At 72.2% G+C, this 17,241-nt stretch carries 18 protein-coding genes; 9 read left to right on the plus strand and 9 right to left on the minus strand.

The annotated features are described in order from the left end of the window. Nucleotides 1-21: 21 nt before the first annotated feature. From HNP84_RS24215 to HNP84_RS24240, 6 genes are all read right to left on the minus strand, one after another. The gene (locus HNP84_RS24215) at nucleotides 22-978 is read right to left on the minus strand and encodes a beta-ketoacyl-ACP synthase III (RefSeq protein ID WP_185052167.1); all 957 of its coding nucleotides are present in this window, start codon (nucleotides 976-978) and stop codon (nucleotides 22-24) included. Further along, nucleotides 975-1,871 carry an ACP S-malonyltransferase gene (locus HNP84_RS24220; protein ID WP_185052168.1) on the minus strand — a complete coding sequence of 299 codons (897 nt, stop codon included), beginning with the start codon at nucleotides 1,869-1,871 and terminating at the stop codon, nucleotides 975-977. Before HNP84_RS24220 ends, HNP84_RS24215 begins: the two co-directional genes overlap by 4 nt. Before the next feature lie 149 nt (nucleotides 1,872-2,020). Beyond that, entirely contained in the window at nucleotides 2,021-3,217 is a 1,197-nt protein-coding gene (locus HNP84_RS24225) for a PucR family transcriptional regulator (RefSeq protein WP_376771950.1), read from the minus strand. A gap of 53 nt (nucleotides 3,218-3,270) precedes the next feature. Further along, a complete protein-coding gene (locus HNP84_RS24230) occupies nucleotides 3,271-3,720 on the minus strand; it encodes a DUF350 domain-containing protein (RefSeq protein WP_185052169.1) in 450 nt (149 codons plus the stop codon). 24 nt (nucleotides 3,721-3,744) lie between these two features. Next, entirely contained in the window at nucleotides 3,745-4,905 is a 1,161-nt protein-coding gene (locus HNP84_RS24235; RefSeq protein WP_185052170.1) for a glutathionylspermidine synthase family protein, read from the minus strand. Between the two features lie 3 nt (nucleotides 4,906-4,908). Further along, complete coding sequence (locus HNP84_RS24240; RefSeq protein WP_221336650.1) at nucleotides 4,909-5,358, minus strand: hypothetical protein; 450 nt, start codon at nucleotides 5,356-5,358, stop codon at nucleotides 4,909-4,911. A gap of 190 nt (nucleotides 5,359-5,548) precedes the next feature. Here HNP84_RS24240 and HNP84_RS24245 point away from each other — a divergent pair, with 190 nt between their 5' ends. From HNP84_RS24245 to HNP84_RS24255, 3 genes are all read left to right on the plus strand, one after another. Further along, the gene (locus HNP84_RS24245; RefSeq protein ID WP_185052171.1) at nucleotides 5,549-6,268 is read left to right on the plus strand and encodes a helix-turn-helix transcriptional regulator; all 720 of its coding nucleotides are present in this window, start codon (nucleotides 5,549-5,551) and stop codon (nucleotides 6,266-6,268) included. Nucleotides 6,269-6,360: 92 nt separating this feature from the next. Beyond that, the gene (locus tag HNP84_RS24250; protein WP_185052172.1) at nucleotides 6,361-6,738 is read left to right on the plus strand and encodes a VOC family protein; all 378 of its coding nucleotides are present in this window, start codon (nucleotides 6,361-6,363) and stop codon (nucleotides 6,736-6,738) included. Between the two features lie 193 nt (nucleotides 6,739-6,931). Next, the gene (locus HNP84_RS24255) at nucleotides 6,932-7,471 is read left to right on the plus strand and encodes a hypothetical protein (protein ID WP_185052173.1); all 540 of its coding nucleotides are present in this window, start codon (nucleotides 6,932-6,934) and stop codon (nucleotides 7,469-7,471) included. Between the two features lie 66 nt (nucleotides 7,472-7,537). Here the strand turns inward: HNP84_RS24255 and HNP84_RS24260 are convergent, their stop codons facing one another. Next, nucleotides 7,538-8,812 carry a sensor histidine kinase gene (locus tag HNP84_RS24260; RefSeq protein ID WP_185052174.1) on the minus strand — a complete coding sequence of 425 codons (1,275 nt, stop codon included), beginning with the start codon at nucleotides 8,810-8,812 and terminating at the stop codon, nucleotides 7,538-7,540. A 17-nt stretch (nucleotides 8,813-8,829) separates the two neighbouring features. Further along, nucleotides 8,830-9,483 carry a response regulator transcription factor gene (locus tag HNP84_RS24265; protein ID WP_185052175.1) on the minus strand — a complete coding sequence of 218 codons (654 nt, stop codon included), beginning with the start codon at nucleotides 9,481-9,483 and terminating at the stop codon, nucleotides 8,830-8,832. 149 nt (nucleotides 9,484-9,632) lie between these two features. On the opposite strand from HNP84_RS24265, the gene HNP84_RS24270 reads away from it, so the two are divergent. The 3 genes from HNP84_RS24270 to HNP84_RS24280 are packed head-to-tail and all read left to right on the plus strand — an operon-like array spanning nucleotide 9,633 to nucleotide 12,642. After that, entirely contained in the window at nucleotides 9,633-10,703 is a 1,071-nt protein-coding gene (locus HNP84_RS24270) for an efflux RND transporter periplasmic adaptor subunit (protein WP_185052176.1), read from the plus strand. Beyond that, nucleotides 10,700-11,422: an ABC transporter ATP-binding protein gene (locus HNP84_RS24275; RefSeq protein ID WP_312925611.1), complete on the plus strand. Its 723-nt coding sequence runs from the start codon at nucleotides 10,700-10,702 to the stop codon at nucleotides 11,420-11,422. The genes HNP84_RS24270 and HNP84_RS24275 overlap by 4 nt, the downstream gene beginning before the upstream one ends. Beyond that, nucleotides 11,419-12,642, plus strand: a complete 1,224-nt coding sequence (locus HNP84_RS24280; RefSeq protein WP_185052177.1) for an ABC transporter permease — start codon at nucleotides 11,419-11,421, stop codon at nucleotides 12,640-12,642. The genes HNP84_RS24275 and HNP84_RS24280 overlap by 4 nt, the downstream gene beginning before the upstream one ends. Before the next feature lie 130 nt (nucleotides 12,643-12,772). On the opposite strand, the gene aceE is transcribed toward HNP84_RS24280, so the two are convergent. Next, complete coding sequence (gene aceE / locus HNP84_RS24285) at nucleotides 12,773-15,526, minus strand: pyruvate dehydrogenase (acetyl-transferring), homodimeric type (protein ID WP_185052178.1); 2,754 nt, start codon at nucleotides 15,524-15,526, stop codon at nucleotides 12,773-12,775. Between the two features lie 409 nt (nucleotides 15,527-15,935). Between aceE and HNP84_RS24290 the strand changes: the two genes are divergently transcribed. The 3 genes from HNP84_RS24290 (at nucleotide 15,936) to HNP84_RS24300 (ending at nucleotide 17,143) form a co-directional block, all read left to right on the plus strand. Beyond that, nucleotides 15,936-16,130 carry a DUF1918 domain-containing protein gene (locus tag HNP84_RS24290; protein WP_185052179.1) on the plus strand — a complete coding sequence of 65 codons (195 nt, stop codon included), beginning with the start codon at nucleotides 15,936-15,938 and terminating at the stop codon, nucleotides 16,128-16,130. 27 nt (nucleotides 16,131-16,157) lie between these two features. Beyond that, complete coding sequence (locus HNP84_RS24295; protein ID WP_185052180.1) at nucleotides 16,158-16,565, plus strand: YjbQ family protein; 408 nt, start codon at nucleotides 16,158-16,160, stop codon at nucleotides 16,563-16,565. A gap of 149 nt (nucleotides 16,566-16,714) precedes the next feature. Next, a complete protein-coding gene (locus HNP84_RS24300; protein WP_185052181.1) occupies nucleotides 16,715-17,143 on the plus strand; it encodes a DUF3052 domain-containing protein in 429 nt (142 codons plus the stop codon). Nucleotides 17,144-17,241: the final 98 nt, after the last annotated feature.

Genomic DNA, 17,241 nt, shown 5'->3' on the forward strand with positions numbered 1-17,241 from the left:
GGGCCGGCGGGCGTGCAAGTCTCATGGGATCTCGATCACTTGGCCCGCGTAGGTGAGGCCGGCGCCGAAGCCGAGCAGCAGGGCCAGACCCCCGGAGGGGACCTCGCCGCGCTCGATCATGCGGGACAGCGCCATCGGGATCGAGGCCGCCGAGGTGTTGCCCGCGAGCACGATGTCGCGGGCGACCACGGCCCGGTCGGAGCCGATCTTACGCGCGATCGAGTCGATGATGCGCAGGTTGGCCTGGTGGGGCACGAAGGCCGCCAGCTCCGACGGCGCCACGCCGGCACGCTCGCACGCCTCGACGGCCACGGGGTGCAGCGAGGTGGTCGCCCACCGGAACACGGTCTGGCCCTCCTGGTGCAGGAAGGAGTCGCGGTCCTTGATGATGATCGCGTCGTACTTGTCCCCGGAACTGCCCCATACGACGGGGCCTATGCCCGGGGTCTCGGACGGGCCGACCACGGCGGCGCCCGCGCCGTCGGCGAAGATCACCGCGGTGGCGCGGTCGTTCCAGTCGATCCACTGCGAGAACTTCTCGGTGCCGACCACGAGCACGTTGGTGGCCGAGCCGGCCCGGACGTTGTCGGAGGCCGCGGCGAGGGCGTAGCAGAAGCCGGCGCACGCGGCGTTGACGTCGTAGGCGCCGGGCGCGTGGATGCCCAGCCGGCTGGCGACCCGGGCCGCGGCGTTGGGGATCTGGGTCTCCATCGTGCAGGTGGCCACGATCACCAGGTCGATGTCGGCCGCCGACAGGCCGCTGGCGGCCAGCGCCTTGCCGCCGGCCTGCACGGCCAGGTCGATCTCGGACTCGGTCTCGGCCGCGATCCGCCGCTCGGCGATGCCCACGCGGCTGCGGATCCACTCGTCGTCGGTGTCCATGGTCTTGGCCAGGTCGTCGTTGGTGACCACGTTGGCCGGCTGGTAGTGCCCGAACGCGAGCACGCGCGCCCCGGGGGCGCCCTGGGGCAGCCTCACCGCAGGACCTCCCGCGCGGCGTCGAGGTCGTCGGGGGTCTTCAGCGCGACCGTGGTGACGCCCTTGAGCGCCCGCTTGGCGATGGCGGTGAGGGTGCCGCCGGGGGTGAGCTCGATCATGTGGGTGACGCCGAGCGCGGCCATGGTCTCCATGCAGGAGTCCCACCGCACCGGGTTGCTGACCTGGGCGATCAGCCGGTCGAGGAACTCGGCCCCGCTGGCGACGGCGGCGCCGTCGGCGTTGGACAGCAGCGTGATCCGCGGGTCGGCCGGGGTGATGTCGGCGGCGGCCTGGCGCAGGTGGTCCACCGCGGGCGCCATGTGCCGGGTGTGGAACGCGCCGGCCACCGACAGGGGCCGCAGCCGGGCCCGGGGCGGCGGGTCGGCGGCGAAGGCGGCGAGCTGCTCGACCGTGCCGCCCGCGACGATCTGGCCGGGGGCGTTGATGTTGGCCGGGGTCAGGCCGTGCCGGTCGAGCGCGGCCAGCACCTCGGCCTCCTCGCCGCCCAGCACGGCGGTCATGCCGGTCTCGGTGACGCTCGCGGCCTTGGCCATGGCCTGGCCGCGTTCGCGGACCAGGGTCAGCGCCTGCTCGGTGGTGAGCACCCCGGCGAGCGCGGCGGCGGCGAGTTCGCCGACGCTGTGGCCGGCGACGAGATCGGGCTCGGCGCCCAGCGCCTCGGCCGCGGCGAGCGCGGCGGCCACGAGGAGGGGCTGCGCGACCGCGGTGTCGCGGATCTCGTCAGCCTCCGCCGACGTGCCGTAGGCGATCAGGTCGAGGCCGACGACCTCGGACCACGTGGACAGCCGGTCCGCGAGGCCCGGGAGTTCGAGCCATGGGGTCAGAAAGCCTGGAGTCTGGGCGCCTTGGCCCGGAGCGACGATGGCGAGCACACGCTTCAGCCTGCCCTGTAGGGGTCAGCTACATGGATGGAGATCCGTACGAACTTTGTCCCCGGCTTTTTGTAGGGGTCCTACAGCGGGCATTTCCGGATGGTTTCCCCCGCCCGGTCAGGCGGGGGGTGCCGGGAATGAGGCCGGACTCACGGCAGCGCCGACTCCGACAGGCGGCCGAGGATCAGGCCGACCTGGAGGGTGAAGGCGGAGCGGCCCTCGGTGGGCTGGTAGCCGGTCAGTTCGGTGATCTTCTTCAGCCGGTAGCGCACGGTGTTGGGGTGGACGAACAGCAGCCGGGCCGTGGCCTCCAGGGAGGTGCCCTGCTCCAGGTAGGTGGCGAGGGTGTCGAGCAGCGGGGTGCCCGCCAGCGGGACGTACACGTTCTCGATGAGCTGCGCCCTGGCGTCGGCGTCGCCGTCGATGGCCCGCTCGGCCAGCAGTTCGTCGGCGTGCACCGGGCGCGGCGCGTCGGGCCAGCCGCAGGCCGCCCGCAGCCCGGCCAGCGCGGCGCGGGCCGAGCGCGCGGCGGTGTGCAGGTCGGGCACCTCGGGGCCGATGACGATCGGGCCGGGGCCGAACTTGGGCACCACCTGGCGCACGGCCTCGGCGGTGTTCTCGGCGCCGCCGACGATCACGATCAGCCGCTCGCCCTGCACCCCCGCCAGCAGGTCGAGCCCGCTTCTGCGGCCCCTGTCGCGCAGCCGGTCGATGACGGTCTCGGGCTTGCCCTCGGGGGCGTGCCCGGCGATCACCATGACGGGGGCGGAGGTCCAGCCGAGCGCGGCGGCCCAGGAGTGCAGCCCGTCGTCCACCTCGCCGCGTACCAGGGCGTCCACGATCAGGGCTTCGAGGCGGGCGTCCCAGGCGCCGCGCACCTCGGCCTCGCGGGCGTAGACGTGGGCGGCGGCGAAGGCGACGTCGCGGGTGTAGCGCAGCACGGCCTGTTCGAGCTGGTCCTCGCCGCCGGGCGCGGCCAGCTCGTCCACCTGGGCGTCGACGACCTCCACCACCACGCGGACGATGTCCACGGTCTGCTGCAGCGAGATCGAGCGCTTCAGCTCACGGGGCGCGGTGCCGAAGAACTCTATGTTGGGCGTGGGCTTGCCCTCGTCGGCGTGCTGGAACCACTCCACGAAGGCCGCGATGCCGGCCTGCGCCACCAGGCCCACCCACGACCTGTCCTCGGCCGACAGCGCGCGGAACCAGGGCAGCCGCTCGTCCATCCGGGCCATCACGGCCGTGCCGAGCGCGCCCATCGCGCGTTCGAGCCTCCGGGTGGTGTCCTCCCGGGTCCGGTCGCCCGCCGCTTCCGCGCTGCTGTGCTTCTCGGCTCGCTCGGTCACGCATCTAGAGTGCCAGGTCGCGCGCGCAACCCCACACCGCGTCCAAATTGTGGCTAAATGACGGCAACTGCGGTGATCAGTCCAAGTACGAGGTGAGTCACCGCGAGCAGCCGGGCGCCAGGCTGGAGCTCCGGCTCGGTGACCAGGTCCCGGATGGACACGCCCGCGATGATGTCGAACAGCAGCATCGCCAGCGTCTGCACGGCGATGCCCACCAGGCCGAAGACCAGCGTCGCGAGCAGCCCCTCGTGCAGCGCGCCGCCGGAGGACCAGATCGAGGCGGACACGATCAGCCCGATCGCGGCCAGCCCGGACGCGGTGAGCAGCGTGGCGTTCGGGTTGCGCTCCGTCTTGATCACATCGCGCAGCTTGCCGGGCAGGGCCAGGTCCAGCACGTAGAAGCCGGCGATGAGCAGGAGCACGCCCAGCGTGGCGTAGGCGAGGATCGCGAGCGCGCCGCGTCCCAGGGTCTCTGCCAGGGGGGCCGCGAGGGCGGTGGGCATGTCGGTGGTTCTCCCTGTGGTGCTCTAACTACGGATGCGGTGGGGGACGAAGGAGGAGGTGTCGTCGGTGATCAGCCCGGACGTCTCGCGGATGCCCAGCCCGGCCGCCTCGTCGTGCACGATCCAGGCGCCGAGCACCGGGCGCTGCCCGTCGAAGTCGGGCAGCGGGAGGAACTCCTGGTGCACGTGGCCCTCGGCGCCGTACCCGCCGGGCGTGGCGAACTCCCCGCCGGGCGTGACCACCCGCATCGCGGCGCCCTCCCTGCCGAGCAGCGGTTTGCTGATGTAGGAGCGCATGCCGCGCGGGCCGTCCAGGTAGGCCGGCAGCAGGTTGGGGTGGTCCGGGTACAGCTCCCACAGCACCGCCAGCAGCGCCTTGTTGGACAGCAGCATCTTCCACAGCGGCTCGATCCAGACGACCTGGCCCTGCTGGCGCACCGCGTGCTCCCCGAACGGGTCGGCCACCGCCCACTCCCAGGGGTAGAGCTTGCACAGCGTGCGGATCACCCGGCGCTCCATGTCGGCGAAGCGCAGGTTCAGCGGGTCCCAGCCGATGTCCTCCATCGCCACGGCCGCGGTGGCCAGCCCGGCCTGCTCGGCGGTCTCCTGCAAGTAGGCGATCGTCATCGCCTCCTCGCCGGTCTCGTCCATGTTGGTCCAGGCGAAGTGGACCGGGCCGGTGGGCAGGGAGGGGGCGATCTCCTTCCAGCGGTCGATGAGCCGCTCGTGGATGGAGTTCCACTGGTCGTCGTCCGGGTGGGTGTCGCGCAGCCAGAACCACTGCACCACCGAGCTCTCCACCAGGCTGGTGGGCGTGTCGGCGTTGTACTCCAGCAGCTTGGCCGGGCCGGCGCCGTCGTAGCGCAGGTCGAAGCGGCCGTACAGGTGGGGGTCGCGCCGCTCCCAGGAGCGCGCGACCGCCGGGGCGGCCCAGGCGGGGATCGCGAAGTCGGCGTAGCGGCCGTGCGCGACGACGTGCTCGACCGCGGCCAGGCACATCCGGTGCAGCTCCTCGACCTGCTCCTCCAGGCTCAGCACCTCCTCCATGGTGAAGGAGTAGTGCACGCTCTCGTCCCAGTAGGGGCGGGTCAGGTCGCCGGGGTGGGCCGAGGTGTGGAAGGCCAGGCCCTGCGACTCGATGGTCGCCTGCCAGCCGGGGCGCGGCTCGAAGCGTTCCCTGCGCACCGCTCAGCCGCCGCCGGACCCGCGCCCGCCGAAGCCGCCGCGCTGGATCACGCTGCCGCTGCGGCTGACGATGTGCGCGTCGCCGGGGCGCAGGGTGGTGCCGCCGGTGACCCGCATGCCGGTGCGGAGACCGCCGTAGTACCACCCGTACGCGCCGTGCGAGCCGTGGTAGACGTCGTCATCGTCGTCATCATCGTCGTCGTCGTCGTCGCAGTAGGACTCGTCCACCACCGGGTACGACCCGTCGGGCTGGGGCTGGGAGAGGTCCACGCAGTCGGCGGTGACCGGGTCCTCGTAGTAGTCGTCGTCCTGCGCGGAGCAGTAGGCGACCACCGTCAGCGACACGACACCGAGTGTGATGAGGGTGACCGCCTTGGACGCCTTGCCGCCCTGCTCGGAGTGGACCTTCTTGCCCGGTGGTCCTCCGGGTCGTTGCTGGGCGTGGCCGGCCATTGAGCTCCCGTGCTGTGTGATCGCCTCAGGGTATCGCCAGGAACGGTCCAATAGGAGAGGTTCGCCGGTGCATTTCGCTTTGTGACAGAATTGTGGGGTAGTGGCGGGAAGGTTACTATCCCGTACGCCCTGCGGCCACGGGGCTTCCGGAAGCCCGTGAATGTCGGTGCCACCGCGTACCGTCACGAGTGTGAACCGTACGGACCGGCTGTACGCGCTCGTCGAGGAGCTGCGCGCGATCTCCCCCCGCTGGCGGTCGGCGCGCGACCTCGCCGCGCGCTTCGGGGTCAGCCCGCGCACCATCGAGCGCGACATCTCGGCCCTGCAGCAGGCGGGCGTGCCGATCTACCCCCAGCCCGGCAGGCGGGGCGGCTACGCGCTCGACAAGGAGATGTCGCTTCCCCCGCTCAACTTCACCCCGGCCGAGGCCGTCGCCATCGCGGTGGCGCTGGGCGGGGCGGGCGGGCCGCCCTTCGCCAGGCACGCCCGCAGCGCGCTGCGCAAGCTCGTGGCCGCCATGCCCGCGCCCGACGGCGAGCGGGCGCGCGAGCTGGCCGAGCGGGTGCGGCTGATCGAGCGCGGCGACGAAGCCGCCACGGCGGCCGTGTCGGCCGAGGTCGCCCGGGTGATCGAGGACGCCCTGCTGCACCGCTGGGTGCTGCGCATCGGCTACCGCGACCGCAAGGGGCAGGTGACCGAGCGCGAGATCGAGCCCGGGGTGTTCCTCGGCGGCGTGGGCGGCATCTGGTACCTCGTGGGCTGGTGCCGGCTCCGCGACGACGTGCGGGTGTTCCGGCTCGACCGGATCGCCGAGGCCGTGGCGACGGGCGAGCGCTGCCCGGCGCGCCCGCCCGAGCAGTTCGTCACCGACGTGCCCGACATGCTGGTGCGGCATCCGGTGCTGGATTGACGTGAGCGAAAGATGGTGCGAAAACACCGACAGGGGGTTGTCGCGAGCGCGTGTAATCGTAAGTGCGTTCGGAAAAACCAAGGAGGACGCGCATGAGCGACGCGCTCGACACCGTCATGTGGTTCGAGGTCGCGACCGAGGACCCCGAGGGGGCCCAGCGGTTCTACGGCGAGCTGTTCGGCTGGACCTTCGCCGCCGACCCCGGCTCGGCCGAGGCCGGCATGGACTACCGGCTGATCACCTACCCCGGCGCGCAGGCGCCGTCCGGCGGCATCTTCGCGACCGGGGGGAAGATGCGGCCCCACGCGATCTTCTCGGTCGCCGTCGCCGACGTCGAGGCGGCCTGCGAACGGGTGGAGAAACTGGGCGGCACGGTCACCTCGAAGGTCGTCGGCGCGGCCGGCGGCCCCGACTTCGCCTACGTGACCGACCCCGCCGGCAACCTGTTCGGGCTGTTCGCGCCCAAGTGACGCCCTTCCGCCCGCGCCCCTGAAGCCTCCCGGGCTCGCCGCCGACCGCCGAACGGCGGCGCGCCCGGGATCACCGCGCGACCGGCGGCGCAGGCGGGCGTACGCGGCTTACATGTCGCTAACCTCCACCTCCATAGACATGGATGCACATCCGCGAGGCGTGCGACCTCTCGGAGGTGGAGGTGCGTTCATCATGACTTTCCGGCGTGCGGCACTGCTCGTCGGGGCGCTGCCGCTGCTCGCCCTGGCCGGCTGCGGCGGCGAGCCCGCCGAGGTCGGCGTCGCGTCGGTGACGGGCGAGCGGGGGAGCGCGGGGGCCACGGCCACGCCCTCGCCGTCCGGGTCCAGCGATCCGTACAAGTTCGCCCAGTGCATGCGCGAGCACGGCATCGACATGGAGGACCCCGACTCCAGCGGCCGCATCAAAATCACCTACAAGGGCGGCGACCGGAAGAAGATGGAGGAGGCGCAGCGGGCCTGCGGCAAGTACCTCCAGGGCGGCGGCATCGGCAAGGGCAGGCCCGACGCGAAGGCCCAGGACCAGTTGCTCAAGTTCGTCCGGTGCATGCGCGAGCAGGGCATCGACATGGAGGACCCGAAGACCGACGGCGGCGCGCTGATGATCGTCAAGCCCAAGGGCGTCTCCCCCGAGAAGATGGAACAGGCGCAGAAGGCGTGCGAGCACCTGATGCCCGGCGGCGGCCCCGACAGGTCCCGGGTGCCGGGCTCCTGAGCCCCGGCGGCCCCCGGCCGGGGCACGGCCCGGCCGGGGGCACGTGCCGCGTTCCGGAACGGGGGCTCAGGGGACCGGAGTCAGGGTGTCCAGCGTGTCCAGCCTGTCCAGGCTGTCCGTGGCGCCCGCGGCGCCCGTGGCGCGGGGGAGCGGGGCGGGCGCCGCGGCCGACTCGGGCAGGCGCAGGGTCACCGACAGTCCGCCGCTGGGCCGCGGGACGGCGGTCACCGAGCCGCCGTGCGCCTGCGCGATGGCGCGTACGATCGACAGGCCCAGGCCCGCGCCCCTGGCGGAGCCGGTGCGGTCGTGCAGGCGGCGGAACGGCTCGAACAGGTCGCCGGCCTCGTGCGCCGGGATGAGCGGGCCGGTGTTGTCCACGGCGAGCACCAGCCCGCCCTCGTCGTCGCGGGCCAGGCGCACCAGCACGTGCCCGCCGCGGTGGTTGTACTTGATCGCGTTCTCGACCAGGTTGAACACGCACCGCTCCAGCAGCAGCGCGTCGCCCGAGGCCACGCACGGGGCCAGCCAGGGCCGCAGCGTGATCCCGCGCCGCTCGGCCAGCGGGCCGAGCTGCTCCAGCGCCGACTCCGCCACGTGCTCCAGGTCCACCGGCTTGCGGTCCACCAGCTCGTTCTCCGAGCGGGCGAGCAGCAGCAGCCCCTCGATCAGCCGCTCGTGCCTGGCGTTGGTGCCGAGCAGCGCCTTGCCCAGGGCGCGCAGGTCGTCGGAGGCGTCGGGCTCCTCCAGGGCCACCTCGATCAGGGTGCGGTTGATCGCGATCGGGGTGCGCAGCTCGTGGGAGGCGTTGGTGACGAACCGGCGCTGGCCGTCGAAGGCCCGCTGCAGCCGGTCCAGCATGGCGTCGAAGGTGTCGGCGAGCCGCTTGACGTCGTCCGGAGGCCCGTCCAGCGCGATCCGCTCGTGCAGGGTGCTCTCCGACAGCCGCTCGGCGGTCCTGGTGACCTGCTGCAACGGGCGCAGCGCCCGGTCGGTCATCACCCAGCCGAACCCGATCGCCAGCACCCCGATGACCACCAGGCCGATCACCGAGTTGCGCATCAGGTCCGCCAGTACGATCTCCTTGCCGGCCTCGATCTGCTGGGTCAGCTCGTCGCCCACCCTGACCGCGATGAGCTGCTTGGACGGGGGCATCGGCAGCCCCTGGCCGATGACCTTGGTGTCCAGCCGGGTCACGAGCTGCTGCTCCATCGCCCGCGCCGTCAGCACGTACGTCACCCACAGCAGGGCCGTGCCCGCGGCGAAGAACAGGCCGCTGTAGAGCAGGGTCAGCCGCGCCCGCAGCCCGAAGCCGCGCCACACCCGCCCGCGCCGTCGCGTCATCGCACCTCCGCGTGTCCTCACAGCCGGTACCCCCGGCCGGGCACGGTCTCGATCAGCGGCGGGTCGCCGAGCTTCCTGCGCAGGGTGGCCATCGCGACCCGCAGCGCGCCCGTGCCCGCCTCGTAGTGCTCGTCCCACGCCTGCGCGAGCAGGTCGCGCGTGCGCACCACCCCGCCGCCGGCCCGCAGCAGCACCTCCAGCAGCGCGAACTCCTTGCGCGTCAGGGTGAGGGCGGCGCCGTCCCGGCTCACCGTGCGGGCGGCCGGGTCCAGCACCAGGCCCCGGCGCTCCAGGGCGCCCGGTTTCGCCGGGGCCGTGCGCCGGGCCAGCGTACGCACCCTGGCCACCAGCTCGGTGAACGCGAACGGCTTGGGCAGGTAGTCGTCCGCGCCGAGCCCGAGCCCGTCCACCCGGTCGCCGACCTCGCCCATCGCGGTCAGCATCAGAATCCGGCTGCCGCGCTCCATCGCCACCAGCCGCCGGCACACCTCGTCGCCGTGCAACTCGGGCAGGTCGCGGTCCAGCACCACCACGTCGTAGTCCACGTACGCCAGCCGGTCCATGGCCTGCACGCCGTCGTAGACGACGTCCACGGCGATGGCCCGCCGGCGCAGCCCGTGGGCGATGGCGTCGGCCATCTCGTCCTCGTCCTCGACCACCAGTACGCGCATGACCCCGCACCTCCGCCGACCAGCCTGGACCAGCGGGTGTTAGGCGCCGGTAAGCAGGCGCGGCTTACGGGTCGCTAACCACGGCGCCCGTAGAACTGCCGGCGTGCCGGAGGCGTGCGACCTCCCGGCACGGAGGTGAGCGAGCAGACATGAGACGCAAGGGAGCCCTGCTGGCCGGGGTCGCCGTGGCCGCGGTGCTCGGCGGCGCGGGCGTCGCGGCGGTGGGCCTGAACGGGCGGGGCGGCACGGCGGGCCCGACGGCCCCGCCCGTCCCCGCGACGGCGGAGATCACCCGCGGCGACCTGGTGGACACCAAGTCGGTGAGCGGCCGGCTGACGTACGCCGGCGAGCACGAGGTCAAGGCGGAGGTGTCCGGCACCGTCACCGCGGTCCCGGACGAGGGCACGGTGATCAGGCGGGGGCGGTCGCTGCTGAAGGTGGACCGCAAGCCGCTGACGCTGATGTACGGCAGCCTGCCGCTCTACCGCACCCTGAACCTGGGCGTGGACGACGGCCCGGACGTCGAGCAACTGGAGCGTAACCTCAAGGCGCTCGGCTACGGCGATGACATGACCGTGGACGACGACTTCACCTACGCCACCCACGCCGCCGTCAAGGAGTGGCAGGAGGACCGCGGCCTGCCCGAGACCGGCAGCGTGGACGCCGCGCAGGTGCTCTTCGTGAACGGTCCGGTGCGCGTGGCCGAGGCGTCGGTGCGCGTGGGCGACAAGGTACGCCCCGGCGCCGCGGTGCTGAAGCTGACCGGCACCCGCCGCGTCGTCCAGGTCGATCTGGACACCGACGATCAGGAGCTGGCGCGCAAGGGCGCGAGCGTGACCGTGGAGCTGCCCGGCGGGCGCGAGGCGAAGGGCGAGATCACCTTCGTCGGGACCGTGGCCAGCGTCCCGCAGGGCGGGGAGGAGGGCGGCGACGAGAACCCCACCATCGACGTCGAGATCACCCTGGGCAAGGGCGGCGCGGGCCGGCTGGACCAGGCCCCGGTGACGGTGGAGATGGAGAGCGAGCGGGTCGAGAACGTGCTCTCGGTGCCGGTCGAGGCGCTGCTGGCGCTGCGCGAGGGCGGCTTCGGCGTCGAGGTCGTGGAGGGCGGCAGGACGCGGCTGGTGCCCGTGGAGACCGGCGCGTACGGCGGGGGCCGCGTCGAGATCTCCGGCGAGGGCCTGGCCGAGGGCATGAAGGTCGGGGTGCCGTCCACGTGATCAGCGACGCCGACGCCCCCATCATCGAGCTGCGGGACGTCACCAAGGTGTACGCCGGCGGGGTGGCCGCGCTGCGCGGCGTGGACCTGGAGGTCCGCGCGGGCGAGCTGCTCGCCATCGTCGGCCCCTCCGGCTCGGGCAAGTCCACCATGCTGCACATGATCGGCACGCTGGACCGGCCCACGACCGGCACGATCAGGATCGCCGGCCACGACGTCGGCCGGCTGTCCGATCGCGAGCTGTCCGCGCTGCGCGCCCGGCACCTCGGCTTCGTCTTCCAGCAGTTCCACCTCTCCGCCGGGGTGAGCGCCCTGGACAACGTCGCCGACGGCCTGCTCTACAGCGGCCCCTCGCTGCGCGAGCGCCGTGAGCGGGCCGCGGCGGCCCTGGAGCGGGTCGGCCTGGGGCACCGGCTCGGCCACCGGCCCCACCAGCTCTCCGGCGGCGAGCAGCAGCGTGTGGCGGTCGCCCGCGCGGTGGTCGGCGAGCCGCCGGTGCTGCTGGCCGACGAGCCGACCGGCAACCTCGACTCCGCCGCCGGGGCGGAGGTGCTGGACGTGCTGGCCGGCCTGCACGCCTCCGGCACCACCGTCGCGATCATCACGCACGACCCCGAGATCGCCGCGTGGGCGCCCCGCCGCGTACGGGTCCGGGACGGGCTGATCGTCGCCGACGAGCGCGGGAGCGGCGCGGCCATGGCGAGGGAGGCCGCCCGATGAGCGCGGCGCGCAGGGGGCGGGAGGGCCGCGGCGAGCGGCTGACGCCCGCGCGGATGCGGGGCCGGGACGTGCTGCGGGTCGGGGCGGCCGGGCTGCGCTCCCGCCCCACCCGGGTGATCCTTTCGGCGCTCGGCATCGCGATCGGCATCGCCACCATGGTCGCCGTGATCGGCATCTCCTCCTCGTCCCGGGAGGACCTGCTGCGGCAGCTCGACAAGCTCGGCACCAACCTGCTGACCGTGGAGCCGGGGCGCACGCTGTTCGGCGCCGAGGCCAAGCTGCCCGCGAGCGCGCTGGACATGGTGCGCCGGATCGCCCCGGTCACCAGCGCCGCCGCGACCGGGACCATCGACGCCACGGTGCGCCGCACCGACAAGATCGACAGCGCGATCACCGGCGGGATCGCGGTGCAGGCCGCCGACGGCGAGCTGCTGCGCACCCTGGAGGGCCGGATGCGCTCGGGGGTGTGGCTGAACCAGGCCACCGGGCGCTACCCCGCGGTGGTGCTCGGCTCGGTGTCCGCCCAGCGGCTGGGCGTCACCGAGCCCGGCGGCCAGGTCTACATCGGCGGCCGGTGGTTCGTGGTGGTCGGCATCCTGGACACCCTGCCGCTCGCCCCCGAGATCGACCGGTCGGCGCTGGTCGGCTTCGAGGCCGCGGCCCGCTACCTCGGCTTCGACGGCCACCCCACCAAGATCTACGAGCGGTCCACGGACGCGTCGGTGGAGGCCGTGCGCGACGTGCTGCCGCGTACGGTGAACCCGGAGAACCCGGAGGAGGTGGACGTCAGCCGGCCCTCCGACGCGCTGGCCGCCAAGGCCGCCGCCGCGGGCGCGTTCACCAACCTGCTGCTCGGCCTGGGCGCGGTCGCGCTGCTGGTCGGCGGCGTGGGCGTGGCCAACACGATGGTGATCTCGGTGCTGGAGCGGCGCAGGGAGATCGGGCTGCGCCGCTCGCTGGGCGCCACCCGGGGCCAGGTGCGGGTGCAGTTCCTGGCCGAGTCGCTGCTGCTGTCGGCGCTCGGCGGGGTGGCCGGGGGCGTGCTCGGCGCGGCGGCCACGATCGCGTACGCGACCTCCAAGGACTGGCCGGCCGTCGTGCCGCCCTGGGCCTTCGGCGGCGCGGTGGGCGCCACCCTGGTCATCGGCACCCTCGCCGGCCTCTACCCGGCCATGCGGGCCGCCCGCCTGTCGCCCACGGAGGCCCTGGCGACGACCTGAGGCACGCCCCGAGGCGTGAACCCGAGGCACGCCCCGACGCACGCCCAAAGCCGTGATCGTGAGGCACGGCACGAGAACGGGCCCGGCCGTGGCGCGGCCGGGCCCGTTTCTCACGTCATCTCGGCTCGGGTCAGAACCCCATCGACTGGGTGTCGTTGCTCTCGGCGCCGCCGGCCTCGGTGACTCCGTTCTTGAGGTGGTAGCGCGAGATCGCCTCGCGCAGCGCCTCGGGCTTGACCTCGCCGCGCTCGGCGAGTTTGGTGAGCACCGCCAGCGTGATCGAGGCGGCGTCCACGTGGAAGTGGCGGCGCAGCGCCGAGCGGGTGTCGGACAGGCCGAACCCGTCGGTGCCGAGCGAGGACCAGTCGCCGGGCACCCAGCGGGCGATCTGGTCGGGCACCGCCCGCATGTAGTCGCTGACGCCGACGAACGGCCCCCGCACCCCCGACAGCAGCCGGGTGACGTAGGGCACCCGCCGCTCGGCGTCGGGGTTGAGCAGGTTGTGCTCCTCGCAGGCCATCGCCTCGCGGCGCAGCTCCGACCACGAGGTGGCCGACCACACGTCGGCCGCGACGCCCCACTCCTCGGCCAGCATCCGCTGCGCCTCCAGCGCCCACGGGCCCGCCACGCCGGAGGCCAGGATGTTGGCCCGCGGCCGCCGCTCGTCGCCGTCGGGGGCCTCGGCGAACTTGTACAGGCCCTGGAGCAGGCCCTCGACGTCGATGCCCTCGGGCTGCGCCGGCTGGAGGTAGGGCTCGTTGTAGACGGTGAGGTAGTAGAAGACGTCCTCGGGGTTCTCGCCGTACATGCGGCGCAGGCCGTCGCGCACGATGTGCGCGATCTCGAAGGCCCACGACGGGTCGTACGTCACCACCGCCGGGTTGGTGGAGGCGATCAGCGGGGTGTGGCCGTCCTCGTGCTGCAGGCCCTCGCCGTTCAGCGTGGTGCGCCCGGCGGTGGCGCCCAGCAGGAAGCCGCGGCCCATCTGGTCGGCCATCTGCCACATCTGGTCGGCGGTGCGCTGGAAGCCGAACATGGAGTAGAAGACGTAGATCGGCACCATGTGCTCGCCGTGGGTGGCGTAGGCGGTGCCGGCGGCGATCGTGGAGGCCATCGAGCCGGCCTCGCTGATGCCCTCGTGCAGGATCTGGCCCTCGGCGGACTCCTTGTAGGACAGCAGCAGGTTGCGATCGACCGCCTCGTACGTCTGCCCGTGCGGGGAGTAGATCTTCGCGGACGGGAACATCGCGTCCATGCCGAACGTGCGCGCCTCGTCCGGGATGATCGGCACGAACCGGGCGCCGATCTCCTTGTCGCGCATGAGGTCCTTCAGCAGGCGTACGAAGGCCATCGTGGTGGCGACCGCCTGCTTGCCCGAGCCCTTCTTCAGGTCGGCGTAGACCGGGTCGCCGGGGAGCTTGAGCGGCTTGGCGCGTACGACCCGCTTGGGCAGGTAGCCGCCCAGCGCGGCGCGGCGCTCCTGCATGTAGGCGATCTCCTCGTCGCCCTCGCCCGGGTGGAAGTAGGGCGGCAGGTCGCCCTCCAGCGCGGAGTCGGGGATCGGCAGGTAGAGCCGGTCGCGGAACTCCTTCAGCTCGGCCTTGGTGAGCTTCTTCATCTGGTGGGTGGCGTTGCGCGCCTCGAAGTCCTTGCCCAGGGTCCAGCCCTTGATGGTCTGGGCGAGGATGACCGTCGGCTGGCCGACGTGCTCGCGGGCCGCCTTGAACGCGGCGTACACCTTGCGGTAGTCGTGGCCGCCGCGCGACAGCTTGCGGATGTCGTCGTCGGACATGTGCTCGACCATCTTGCGCAGCCGCGGGTCGTCGCCGAAGAAGTGCTCGCGGATGTAGGCGCCCGACTCGACGGAGTAGGTCTGGAACTGGCCGTCGGGGGTCGTGTTCATCTTGTTGACCAGCACGCCGTCCACGTCGGCGGCCAGCAGCGGGTCCCAGTCGCGGCCCCACACCACCTTGATGACGTTCCACCCGGCGCCGCGGAAGAACGACTCCATCTCCTGGATGATCTTGCCGTTGCCGCGCACCGGGCCGTCGAGGCGCTGGAGGTTGCAGTTGATGATGAAGGTGAGGTTGTCCAGCTCCTCGCGGGCGGCCAGGCCGATGGCGCCCAGCGACTCGGGCTCGTCCATCTCGCCGTCGCCCAGGAAGCACCACACGTGGCTGCGGCTGGTGTCCTTGATCTTGCGGTTGAGCAGGTAGCGGTTGAACCGCGCCTGGTAGATGGCGGCGATCGGGCCCAGGCCCATCGACACCGTGGGGAACTCCCAGAAGTCGGGCATCAGCCGCGGGTGGGGATAGGACGGCAGCCCGTGGAAGCCGTGGGAGAGCTCCTGGCGGAAGGCGTCGAGCTGGGCCTCGTTCAGCCGGCCCTCCAGGAACGCGCGGGCGTAGATGCCCGGCGCGGCGTGACCCTGGATGAACACCTGGTCGCCGGACTCGCCGTGGTCCTTGCCGCGGAAGAAGTGGTTGAAGCCCACTTCGTACAGGGAGGCGGCCGAGGCGTAGGTCGCGATGTGGCCGCCGACGTTGGTGCGCGCGTTGGCGCGCGAGACCATGATGGCCGCGTTCCACCTGATGTACGCGCGGATGCGGCGCTCGACGTGCTCGTCGCCGGGGAACCACGGTTCGCGCTCCGGCGGGATGGTGTTGATGTAGTCGGTGCTTCGCAGGCCGGGCACGCCGACCTGGTGCTCGCGTGCCCGTTCGAGCAGGCGCAGCATCAAGTAGCGGGCCCGTGTCCGTCCTTCCGTCTTGACGACGGTGTCGAGCGACTCGAGCCACTCCTGAGTCTCGCTGGGATCGACATCAGGGAGCTGGCTGGGTAGGCCGTCGCTGATGATCGAGAAACGCTGGCGTCCGGAAGCCACTGGGTCTCGCCTTCCGAGGATGGACTTGTGAAGCCTCTTCGTGGTGGGTGTTCTAGGTCAGTTCCATCCTGGCCGCTTACCCCGGAAAGCGCGACTCTACTACCGGGTAACCAAAGATGTCCCTGCTGGCAGGAGCGTATCTTCTGGCCTAGACCACCGATCGTAGGACGACTGTCGCAGGGTGTGCGAAAACAGTCAAAGATTCCATCGACGGATCACTTTCCCCGATCAGTCGTCACCCCGATGAGCGGCGCGTTTCCGGGAACTTCCGCGAAGCGTAACGATTCGGTTGTGGTTGTCCCGGCTGTTGTGGTGGACATCGTCCGGCCTCTTCCCCAACCGGCCTCGCCGTACGAGGCTGGGAAGTGCTCTGGACCTCGCATGCACACAGAAAAGGAGGCGACCACGGATGCAGGCGACAGTTGGGGACCGGCTCCTCATGCACGGCAACATCGTGGGCGAGCGCGACAGGAGCGGCGAGATCATCGAGGTGCGCGGCCCGGGGGGCGCCCCGCCGTACGTCGTGCGCTTCGAGGACGGCCACACCGGCCTGATCTTCCCCGGCCCCGACGCGATCGTGGTCCCCGCGCAGCGCAAGCCGTAGGAGCAGGCGGAACCATAAGATCGAACCGTGAGATCGAGACAGATCGATGTGGCGACCGGCGGGAGAGAGCGGGTCCACGACATCACCCCCGCGTGCGCGGACTTCGCGCGCGAGTGCGGGGGCGACGGGCTGCTGCACGTCTTCGTGCCGCACGCGACGGCGGGGATCGCGCTGATCGAGCTCGGCTCGGGCAGCGACGACGATTTGCTCGCGGCGCTGGCCGACCTGCTGCCGGCCGACGACCGCTGGCGGCATGCGCACGGCTCGCGCGGCCACGGCCGCTCGCACGTGATGCCGGCTCTCATCCCGCCGTACGCCACCGTCCCCGTCCTGGGCGGACGGCTCGCGCTCGGCACCTGGCAGTCTGTCGCGCTCGTCGATCTGAACGTGGACAACCCGGACCGGCGTGTCCGCTTGTCTTTTTTGTCCGACTAATCCATACGGACGGGCCTCCCGGGCGGCTCGTTGCCGTGGCGACCGTTGACGACGGTGGGTCGCAGCGTGTGGACTGTGCCGATAGCGAAGGCCCGTCATCGGGCCGGAAGTCCGCATGAGGCGGGGCCATTCAAGCAGGAGGGATGAACGTGAGCGCGACCGCGGGTCAGGCGCAGGGCGAGCGCGGCCTGGCCGAACGACTCGGCCTCAAGCCGGGTCAGGTGGTGCAGGAAGTCGGCTGGGACGAGGATTCCGACGAGGAACTGCGCGAGTCCATCGAGGAACTGACCGGCAACGAACTGGTCGACGAGGACTACGAGGACGTCGTCGACGTGGTGCTGCTGTGGTGGCGCGACGGCGACGGCGACCTGTTCGACGCCCTCAGCGACGCCCAGACCGCACTGGCCGGAGGCGGGCAGATCTGGCTGCTCACCCCCAAGGCCGGCAGGAGCGGCCACGTGGAGCCGAGCGACATCGGTGAGGACGCCACGACGGCCGGACTGTCGCAGACCAGCAGTATCAGCGCCGCCCGTGATTGGTCGGGGACCCGCCTGGTGGCCCCCAAGACGCGTCGCTAGGCCGGCAACAGACGTTCGGGGGGCCGCCCTGCCGTACGGCCGACGGTCGTACGGCAGGAGAATGGCGCACGCCCACAACCGAGAGAAAGCGGGGCGAA

The organism is Thermocatellispora tengchongensis (assembly GCF_014202315.1).
Lineage (GTDB): Bacteria > Actinomycetota > Actinomycetes > Streptosporangiales > Streptosporangiaceae > Thermocatellispora > Thermocatellispora tengchongensis.